The sequence below is a fragment of the Bacillus sp. 2175 genome, assembly GCF_057812155.1.
The window spans coordinates 337501-347500 of the sequence record NZ_CM173819.1 but is presented as its reverse complement, the minus strand read 5'-3'; the positions used below and the strand labels follow the sequence as shown (position 1 = coordinate 347500).

At 33.3% G+C, this 10000-nt stretch carries 8 protein-coding genes, 2 rRNA genes and 2 pseudogenes (2 of these 12 running past the window's edge); 7 read left to right on the top strand and 5 right to left on the bottom strand.

Annotation, left to right across the window (positions count from 1 at the left end; genetic code table 11):
• Together ACXKY9_RS02015 and ACXKY9_RS02010 are read left to right on the top strand one after the other, a co-directional pair.
• Positions 1-1360 carry the 3' portion of a glycosyltransferase gene (locus ACXKY9_RS02015; protein WP_000558375.1) on the top strand. It extends 572 nt beyond the left edge of the window, so 1360 of the gene's 1932 nt are visible here — the last part of the coding sequence; the start codon falls outside the window, past its left edge; it ends in the stop codon at positions 1358-1360.
• 67 nt (positions 1361-1427) lie between these two features.
• Positions 1428-2204, top strand: a complete 777-nt coding sequence (locus tag ACXKY9_RS02010) for a class I SAM-dependent methyltransferase (protein ID WP_000651237.1) — start codon at positions 1428-1430, stop codon at positions 2202-2204.
• A 40-nt stretch (positions 2205-2244) separates the two neighbouring features.
• Here ACXKY9_RS02010 and ACXKY9_RS02005 read toward each other — a convergent pair whose 3' ends face one another.
• Positions 2245-3189, bottom strand: a complete 945-nt coding sequence (locus ACXKY9_RS02005) for an NAD-dependent epimerase/dehydratase family protein (RefSeq protein ID WP_001230826.1) — start codon at positions 3187-3189, stop codon at positions 2245-2247.
• Between the two features lie 202 nt (positions 3190-3391).
• Here ACXKY9_RS02005 and ACXKY9_RS02000 point away from each other — a divergent pair.
• A pseudogene (locus ACXKY9_RS02000) lies at positions 3392-3571 on the top strand (sulfotransferase family 2 domain-containing protein); the annotation flags it as partial.
• Between the two features lie 54 nt (positions 3572-3625).
• Here ACXKY9_RS02000 and istB read toward each other — a convergent pair.
• Together istB and istA are read right to left on the bottom strand one after the other, a co-directional pair.
• The gene (gene istB, locus ACXKY9_RS01995) at positions 3626-4378 is read right to left on the bottom strand and encodes an IS21-like element IS232 family helper ATPase IstB (RefSeq protein WP_000798699.1); all 753 of its coding nucleotides are present in this window, start codon (positions 4376-4378) and stop codon (positions 3626-3628) included.
• Positions 4368-5663 carry an IS21-like element IS232 family transposase gene (gene istA / locus ACXKY9_RS01990; protein WP_000275580.1) on the bottom strand — a complete coding sequence of 432 codons (1296 nt, stop codon included), beginning with the start codon at positions 5661-5663 and terminating at the stop codon, positions 4368-4370. Before istA ends, istB begins: the two co-directional genes overlap by 11 nt.
• Before the next feature lie 88 nt (positions 5664-5751).
• Here istA and ACXKY9_RS01985 point away from each other — a divergent pair.
• The 4 genes and pseudogenes from ACXKY9_RS01985 to ACXKY9_RS01970 all read left to right on the top strand — a co-directional run.
• Positions 5752-6465 (top strand): annotated as a pseudogene (locus tag ACXKY9_RS01985) (sulfotransferase family 2 domain-containing protein); the annotation flags it as partial.
• A 219-nt stretch (positions 6466-6684) separates the two neighbouring features.
• A complete protein-coding gene (locus ACXKY9_RS01980; protein WP_000405117.1) occupies positions 6685-7407 on the top strand; it encodes a class I SAM-dependent methyltransferase in 723 nt (240 codons plus the stop codon).
• A gap of 27 nt (positions 7408-7434) precedes the next feature.
• On the top strand, positions 7435-8307 hold the full coding sequence (locus ACXKY9_RS01975; protein ID WP_001058693.1) for a class I SAM-dependent methyltransferase: 873 nt from the start codon (positions 7435-7437) through the stop codon (positions 8305-8307).
• Between the two features lie 223 nt (positions 8308-8530).
• Complete coding sequence (locus ACXKY9_RS01970; RefSeq protein WP_000690999.1) at positions 8531-9607, top strand: glycosyltransferase WbsX family protein; 1077 nt, start codon at positions 8531-8533, stop codon at positions 9605-9607.
• 14 nt (positions 9608-9621) lie between these two features.
• On the opposite strand, the gene rrf is transcribed toward ACXKY9_RS01970, so the two are convergent.
• Together rrf and ACXKY9_RS01960 are read right to left on the bottom strand one after the other, a co-directional pair.
• Positions 9622-9737, bottom strand: a 5S ribosomal RNA gene (rrf, locus tag ACXKY9_RS01965).
• 49 nt (positions 9738-9786) lie between these two features.
• Positions 9787-10000: ribosomal RNA gene (locus tag ACXKY9_RS01960) — 23S ribosomal RNA — on the bottom strand; it runs 2708 nt beyond the window's last position.

Here is a 10000-nt window from a genome sequence, read left to right as displayed (position 1 = left end):
AGATAGCAAAATCATCTTGGGTGTAGGCTTCGCAGATTATCGAAAAGGAATAGATCTATTCTCACTTATCTCTTACTCAGTAAGAAAGACTCACAAGGATATTCATTTCATTTGGGTAGGGAGAACAGACGTTCAATTCCTGAATACACTGCCCCCTAAATATAAAGCACATTTCACATTAGTCGATCCTACTCCCGATATCGGATTATATAACGCTGGGGCTGACTTATACTTATTAACTTCAAGGGAAGATCCTTTTCCAAATGTTGTTTTAGAAGCATTAGATGCAAAACTTCCTGTTATAGGGTTTAAAAATGCTGGAGGTTTTGAAGATGTTGTTACAGAAAAAACTGGTGCCTTAGTAGACTTTTTAAATTTACCCAAAATGCTAGAAAAAATATATGAATTTATTCATGATGAGGGATTACGATTACAAAAGGGAAGCTTTGGCCAAGAACTTATCGAAAAAAACTTCAATTTTCTTAATTACATTTATCAATTACTAGATCTTCTCGAACATAATTACAAAAAGATAAGTGTAATCATACCGAACTATAATTATGAAAAATACTTACCTGATCGAATCGAATCAATATTAAACCAAACCTACCCTCTTTACGAACTAATTTTCTTAGACGATGCCTCCACTGATCATAGCGTATCAACTTTTAAAAAGCTGCTTTCAAAAGAAAATAAGACCCACCTGAAGGTTCAACAGATTATTAATGATAAAAACTCTGGTTCTGTATTTAAACAATGGATAAAAGGAGTCTCTGCAGCAACTGGTGATTATATTTGGATCGCAGAGGCCGATGACTTATGCGATAAGACATTTTTACAAGAGGTGATACAGGGGTTTTATATAAATAACAATATTACCTTAAGTTACACACAATCAAAACAAATAGATGAACAAGGAAATGTATTGGCTAATCATTATTTAAATTACACAAATGATATCGATAAAGAAAAATGGAAAGCCCCCTATTTTCGAAAAGGGGTCGAAGAAATACAAGATACGTTACTTATCAAAAATACTATACCTAATGTTTCAAGTGTAGTTTTTAAAAATATAGATATGAAGAAAACAGAAAAACAGTTAGAGAAGTTCAAAATAGCTGGCGACTGGTTCTTCTATGTTTCTCTTCTTACAGAGGGAGATATTTACTTCAATCCAGCCCCCTTAAACTATCATAGACGACATTTAAATAGCGTAACGAGAACAGAAGATTCATACTCCCATTACAATGAAGTTGTGCAAATGCAAAATTTCATTAAAGAAAGATTTACTATCGACGGCATTTCTAAAATGAAAATGTATACATATAGAAAGTATCTTAAAGCATACTTGAAAATTTAAACATGTGCTTTCTATGCCATCAATATCTCTTGTAAGTTGCTACTATTACTCAAGGGAGGAATACTCTTTGAAAGACTTTATAGAGGAACATAAAGATTTAATTTCTCAAATCGCACACAGTTATAATGTAAATGCAAGCATCCATCCTGAGGATCATATCTTTCAGTTCATTGTCACTAATCCCGTCTTCCCATCAAAAAAAGAAGCGATAGATTACTACTTTAAAGATGGGCAAAACTCAGCACAAATACTCTTAAACTTAATTACTTCCCTTTATCCTCCTACAGCCAATCCAATTCAATTGTTAGAATTTGCATCCGGATACGGCTGCGTAACACGTCATTTATTAAATCTACAAACGAATTTGAGTATAACCACTTGCGATATACACGAAGAGGCCATTTCCTTTATTGAAAACAAATTAAATACTTCTTCTATATTATCTCATCCTGAGCCTGAACAGTTAAAATTGGACTCCTCTACGTACGATATCGTTTTTTGTCTATCCTTTTTCTCTCATATGCCTGATACAACTTGGTTTCGTTGGCTGCAAACATTGTATAACGCTGTTTCACCTGGTGGTTTATTCATTTTCACAACCCATGGCTATCAAAGCAAAAAATACTTTGGGTTTCCAAATTTAAATGAAAAGGGCTATTGGTTTCTCTCCTCTAGTGAACAATTCGATTTAGATGTGAATCAATACGGACAAACGATAGTTAGTCCCTCTTACGTGTGTGACAAAATTAAATCATTACCCCATAACCCAATTATCAAAAAGTATACTGAAGGATTTTGGTGGGAACATCAAGACCTTTGGGTTATAGAAAAAGAAATAAAATAATAACCCACGCTCTGCTTATATACAAGTAGAGCGTGGGTTATTATTTTTTACTACATAAGAACTCTTCAATCCATAGCTTATTTAATCTAATCCCATGTTTAAAATCTATTTTAGGTTCCCAATTCAATTCTTGTTTTATCTTATCAATATTTAAAATGATTTTTTGAACGTTCTCTTGTTTTTGTTTATAACAGATAAAATCCACTTTTCTTTCTGTTATTTTCTCTAATTCCACTATAATTCGTTTTAAAGAAAGACCTTTGCCACTCCCTATGTTGTATACGCAAGATTTCAATTGATTTAATTGTGCTAGTTGTATAGTAATTTCAACTAAATCATCGATATAAATATAATCTCTAATAATCTCCTCCGGATTCCCATATATATGAATCCTTTCATTACTGAGATGCTGGTACAAAAAACAATTTATGGCCCCTACTTTTTTTAAGGGGTTTTGGTATTTTCCATACGGATTAGAATATCTACATACAACATAATCTATTCCATATTTTCTCTTATAAAAATACAAATAATTCTCCAGCGAAACTTTTGTTATTCCATACGGGGAAAGTGGTCTTAATGGATGTTTCTCATCAATAGGCAAATATTCAGGTTCACCATAAACTGTGCCTCCCGAAGAAGCCAATATAATTTTTTTAATACGAAAATCTTTAACACTTTCCATGAAATTAAGAAAAAATAGACTGCTATTAATATCACCGAAAACATCTTCAATTGAAGTTGCTACGTTAGACGTCGCAGCTAAATAAATAATAATATCTATATTCACTAAAGCCTTATATATATCCTCAACATTTTCTAAATCACCTTTAATAAATTCAACTTCACTTATAATATTTTGAGGAAAATTATTTATATGTCTGGAAAATACTTTTACATTTTGCCCCTGTTTCAATAAACCCAATGCGAGGTTGATACCAATGAAACTATTTCCACCTACTATTAAATAATTATTCTTCCTCATAATATCATCTCTCTAGTAATAAATTTTTCCTATCGTCAAACTTAAAAATATACACAAATAAACTGGATCATTTTGATTATTCATCCTCTTATCATTGTATGTTTGTTATAAATTTTCATTATCTTTATTTTCTATTTTCATTTTAGAATAGCTTCCTTATTCAGGTTGACTGCAAAAACACTCATAATATTTACTCATCCCCATGAATATATTTAATAAACAATCCTCACTTGTTTACCCCATAAAAAAGCTTCTACATACACAAAGTTCTCAAAAAAGGAGCGCTAAACTCATGAAAAATATAAATCAAGAACTTTTAAATCATGTAATCCTACATAAAGATCGAATTCCGCATTACCATAAAGACTTTCCCCTTATACTATTGTAAATGTCAAGATAAACATGTACATTTTCGCTTGTTTAAGCATGTACAAAATCAATCATTTTCTTTGCTAAAATGATCTTTAATTCGATAGGATTGTCCTACAATACTGACCACCGTGGCATGATGTAAGACACGATCTAGTATGGCATTGGCGAGTTTAGGGTCCTGGAATACTTCGTCCCAAGACTTGAAGTTGATATTGGTCGTTAGGATGGTACTACGCTTTTCATAACGCATATCGATTAATTGAAAGAATAATTTTGCATCCTCCGGATCAATAGGCAAGTACCCAATTTCATCAATAATAAGTAATTTGTATTTTGTATAGTGCTTTAAACGAGATTCTAGGCGATTCTCAATCTTGGCACGTTTTAAATTTTGAAGTAAATCATGACATTTAATAAAATAAGTACTTGTTCGCTTTTTAGCTGCTGCTATACCAATAGACGTGGCCAAATGGGTCTTACCAACACCACTAGGTCCTAAAAATACTATGTTTTCTTGTTGCTCTAAGAAACGTAGAGAAATAAAATCTAAGATTTGTTGTTTATTAATACTCGGCTGGAATTCGAAATCAAACTCATCAACCTCCTTTCTATGAGGAAATGCGCCCATTTTCACCATAGAATGAATCATATTTTGTTCTCGTACATCAATCTCATAGTTTGTCAGTTTAACAAGTGTCTCTACGAAGGATAATTCATTATTAATGCTAAAATCGACTACGTCACCTAAATGTTGTGCCATTTGTTTTAATTTTAAATACTCTAGGTTTGTTGTTAATTGTTGATAGCTATTCTTCATTTCTATATACCTCACCAATTACTGATAAATTTTGTTTCGCCAAATTGTCAATGTTCGGATATTTAGGTAGTGACTTAGCCAATGCTTTTTTATAATGTTCTTCTTTATAATTGAGCTTAGATTGGCTGATTTTATGTTGTACAATTAACTTCATGTTATGATAAACATATATTTGATTATCATATACTTGTAAACCGACGGTTTTACCTTGATATTCAGCTGGAACTGAGTATTGATTCGATTTGTAAGATATCATGCCTGATGTATTAACTTTTACAAGTTTATGCTTAATCATATAGGAATCTCTTATCGCGCTCTTCGGGAGTGGTTGTAGGAGATTCTTTTCCTGTTTTAGGGCAAACACTGGAATCTTACCAGTCCCTTGATGAAATGTTTGATTAATTCTTGCACATAATTTTTGCACAAATTCATGTAATTCTTCAAAAGTGAATCTTCCTTGATAAGCATGAATTTCGTCTAGAAGTTTCATTGGCGCTTCTACTTTCCCTTTGGTATTTGGTCGCCCTGCGATACAAGGTTGTACCTTAAATCCAAAATCTTGAGCGAATTGGGCAAACTTATTGTTAATCGTTCCTGTAAAGTGTTCTGTTCGAGCTTCATCCATTACCGTCTTCATATTATCCGTGACAATTACCTTCGGTACACCACCAAACATTTCAAATGCCTCTGTCATAAATGACATTAAAACACTTTGTGATTTTGAAATATTCAAATGAAAAACTTTAAATCTCGAGTAGGACAATAAAAGTACAGCTACATTCACATATACGATTTCGCCACTTTTGGTTTCAAATCGTATGCTTTCTTTCCAATCTAATTGAGCTTGTTCTCCTGGAGGTGTCTCATAACGGACACCCACTGAATGACCTGATAAAATACGCTTCCCCTCATCAAAATATGTTCTAAATTCAGGCTTTCTATTAATATAAGCACGAAATGCAGACTGTGAACATTTTAAACCGTGATTGTCTGTTAGATACTGCCATAACACTCGTTTGTAGTAGAAGATTTGTTTAGAATCACTAGATAAAAGAGCTGCAATCACTTCATAATATGTATCGATTTTCGATGTTTTATTTTTTGTCCCTTTTGGTGTAAAACCATTCAAATACTTATCTATGGTACGCCGATCCACATTCAATTCTCTGGCTAATTGACTTTTATTTATCTTCATTTTTAAGTTCCCCATTAGTTTTTTAAAATTTGGTAAGTCTGAAAGACTTTTAACCTCAAATTCTGTTTGAATATCTAGCTTAATATACATACTAACCACCTCAGAGTCAGTATGGAGAATCCAATTGAAAATGTACATATTTATTCAAGCGTTAATGTACATATTTAAGTTAGCATTTATAATACTATTTTGGAGTCATAGAAGCGGATGCACCTCATTAGCTAATTGGTTCTTTTTTCAAATTGGATTATTTACTGAAGCAAAGAAATACAATGACTTTATTCATTACTATGAGTTCTGGGTGTATAAAAACAGTACAAATTACATTCAACAATTACAAAATAGTCTTCTAGAGGCTAAAAAAAATGTTTGTAAACTTGTACGAAATCCTTATACAAGAGCTGTCAGCTCATTTTTATTACTTGCTGACAATCCATATGCTAGCCCACAATGGGAGAGCATCCGTCATTATTTTTATAATGATAAATATAGTAATCAAGGAATATCATTTAAACAATTTTTATATTACGTTCAGGCATTCGGTTCCAATTCCCTATCATTAGATATACATTTTAGTCAACAATACGTCCCTGGTGAAGAAAATTTCATTCAATGCTATATTCCTTTAGAAGATTTTAATACACAAATCACCAAGATGGAACACATGTACGATTTGATGAAATCCCCTTTAGCACTTCTTACAAATTCAGATCATCATCGCGCTCACAAGATGATTTATGCAGGAAGCTATGCAGAACTTAGCATTACAGATCCAGGCTTTCCCCGATTTCCAACATACGAAAGCTTTTATGATAAAGAAACTATGGATTTAGTTACAGAAATATACGCACAGGATTTTGAAATGTACCCATACACGAAAGGGATATTTTAAGTCTATACATTTTTCCACGAATAAAAGCTGATACATCGCATAGCATAAAGTGAAACTTTAATTCGAGTGGGAGTTCTCTCCAACTAATTATTCCCTTCTCCTAATCGTAATTTTAAGAGATACCTAACTTTCACCCATTTCCTTTAATTTCGCCGATTGTTGACGTGTATCATACTTTCCATACATAGATTGCATTTATTAACATAGGAGGGATATCGTGTGGAAATCAATTTGAAACACAATAATGGGTACTGCGTTATTTGCGAAAAGAAAGCTACATTTATAGAGCATAATGATTGGCTTAGAGATCATTATTTATGTTCTACATGTAACTCTATACCAAGGCAGCGAGCTTTAATCCATGCTTTACATACATTTTTTCCAAAATGGGATTCCTATAATATTCACGAATCCTCTCCTGGAGGAATTACGACTCAGCTACTATTAAAAAACTGTAAAAACTATACTTATTCTCAATACTTTAGAAATTATCCTCTTGGCCAATACTTTCAAGGTATTAGATGTGAGAACTTAGAAGACATGACTTTTGAAAATGAATCTTTTGATTTATTCATTACTCAAGACGTTTTTGAGCATGTAATGACGCCAAACAAAGCCTTTAAAGAAATAGAACGAGTATTAAAACCTGGCGGTGCTCATGTATTTACTGTCCCTTGGTATCATACACTCACAAAAACTGTGCAAAGAGCAAGAATGAATAAAGAGGTGATTGAATATATTGAAGAGCCCATTTATCATGGAAACCCTATTGATGAGAATGGATCTTTAGTAACGTTCGATTGGGGGCAGGATATGATTGAATATATTTATACACATGCAAACATGTATACAATTGTTTTTTTACAAAAGGATAGATCACTAGGGTTAGATGCTGAATTTTTACATGTTTTCATTAGTAAAAAGCAAGAAAATAAAGTTTAATCACTATATAATTCGGAGGTTTAACAAATGAATAACTTTAAGTTAGGAAGTGATTTTGATCATCTTGTTAATTCACTATCTGATGCCGAACTTCTAAATTTATTTATACAAAGTTGTTCACAAACAACGATAAATGGGGTTCCCGTACCTATGTTTCCTCCTGAAGAAATTCAAAAACAATTTGTAGGTGCTTCTTATGAACATGCTCTTTACGAAGCATATTTGTTTTATAGCCATATAAAAGAATACGCCCAAAATTTAGGAGTTCCCTTGAATAAAGAAAGTAAAGTTTTAGACTTCGGATGCGGATGGGGAAGAATTATACGCTTCTTATTTAAAGATGCCTCTGATCAAAATTTACTTGGCATTGATGTCGATCCTGCGATGATCACACTTTGTAATGAAACACTAGGAAGAGGGATATATAAAACAGCAAGCCCACATCCCCCTGTAGATTTTATTAGCGACAATTCATTAGATATCATATTCGCTTATTCTGTATTCTCACATTTATCCGAAGCAACTGCCGAAAATTGGGTAAAAGAATTTTCAAGAGTTCTTCGCCCTGGTGGAATCTTCATCGCAACAACACAAGCGCGCTATTTTCTTGATTTTTGTCAACAATTTCAAGAACATCCTGAATTAATTCAAACAGGATGGCATAAAACTTTATCTCAAGCTTTTCCAGATATACATCGCGCCATCTCGGATTATGAAAACGGCAAATTTGTTCATAGCCCTACTGGTGCAGGGGATGCTAGAAATAGTAGTTTTTACGGAGAAACCGTTATACCTAGGACTTATATTGAAAATCATTATGAGAAATATTTAAAGCTACAAGACTTTTTTGATGATGTAAATCGATTACCACAGGCCCTCTTTGTCCTTCAAAAAATTTAATTCCTTTCATTCAACGTAATAAATTTCATGACGAAAAGTACTTTCTATTTCAGATATATATCAAATTACCTAATACTCTCTTATTAAGTAAGCTTAAAAAATCCAATACATACCATAAAAAAAACAGTAAACAGATAACATATCTCTTATTTTAAAATTGCTTCACCAAATCAAGAATAACTTCCCAACACTTGAACTACGAAAAACACGAGGGGGATATAACTTGAAAATAATCGCTTTTTACTTACCACAATTCCATCAAATTAAAGAAAATGATCGATGGTGGGGGAAAGGATTTACTGAATGGACAAATACTAAAAGTGCACGACCTTTATTTTCAGGACATTATCAACCTAGGGAACCTTATCAAGATTTTTATTACGACTTAACTACCCCCTCCGTAAGAAAGTGGCAAGCAAAAATCGCTAAAGCATACGGTATATATGGTTTTTGTTATTATCATTACTGGTTTAAAGGAAAAAGACTATTAGAAACACCCTTTAATGAGGTACTAAAGATGAAAGAACCTGACTTCCCTTTTTGTCTTTCTTGGGCAAATGAACCATGGACAAAATCTTGGGATGGTCTCGATAAACATATATTAATGCCTCAAGACTACGGAGATATATCTGATTGGAAGGAACACTTTGATTATTTATTACAGGCTTTCCAAGATGAGAGATATATTTATATAGATGATAAACCTCTATTCATTATTTATCGTCCAGGACATATTCCTGATTGTGAAAAAATGCTTAATTACTGGAATGCATTAGCGCGAGAAAATGGTTTAAAAGGTATATACTTTGCTGAAACATTAAACAGTTTTCCACTACCTAATATAAATGGATTCGATGCTAGCATTCAGTTTGAACCTTTCTATACAATTGCCCATGATAGCTCTTCAGACATAAATAAGGTAATATATGATTCTGATATGCAATTAAACGTTTGGGACTACGATAAAGTATGGATGTATATATTACAACGATCGCTCCCAAAGAAAAAAACATTTCCTGGTGCTTTTGTTGATTGGGATAATACTGCACGACGTAAAAACGCGAATAGCAGCATCTTTGTAGGTTCTACCCCTGAAAAGTTCACCATATATTTAAGCAAGCAAATTCATCGGACTTACTCTTTTTATAACAGCGAGTTTTTATTTATTAACGCATGGAACGAGTGGGCGGAAGGAACTTACTTAGAGCCAGATAAAAAATATGGATTTTCTTATTTAGAAGGGGTTAAAAATGCAATTGATAGAGGTATGAAAGCATACAAAAAAGACGAGTCATTCTGACTCGTCTTAAAGTTGCTTGGCGACGTCCTACTCTCACAGGGACAAGGTCCCAACTACCATCGGCGCTAGAGAGCTTAACTTCCGTGTTCGGTATGGGAACGGGTGTGACCTCTCTGCCATCATCACCAAACTATTGAAGGCATATTCCTTCAAAACTAGATAACATTGCTTCATATTATATGGTTAAGTCCTCGATCTATTAGTATTCGTCAGCTCCACATGTCACCATGCTTCCACCTCGAACCTATCAACCTGATCATCTTTCAGGGATCTTACTAGCTTACGCTATGGGAAATCTCATCTTGAGGGGGGCTTCATGCTTAGATGCTTTCAGCACTTATCCCTTCCGCACATAGCTACCCAGCTATGCCCTTGGCAGAACAACTGGTACAC

Coding starts and splice junctions, on each gene's coding strand:
- ACXKY9_RS01975 (WP_001058693.1), top strand. CDS start 7,435: ATGAATAACTTTAAGTTAGGAAGTGATTTTGATCATCTTGTTAATTCA.
- ACXKY9_RS02005 (WP_001230826.1), bottom strand. CDS start 3,189: ATGAGGAAGAATAATTATTTAATAGTAGGTGGAAATAGTTTCATTGGT.
- istB (WP_000798699.1), bottom strand. CDS start 4,378: ATGAAGAATAGCTATCAACAATTAACAACAAACCTAGAGTATTTAAAA.
- istA (WP_000275580.1), bottom strand. CDS start 5,663: ATGTATATTAAGCTAGATATTCAAACAGAATTTGAGGTTAAAAGTCTT.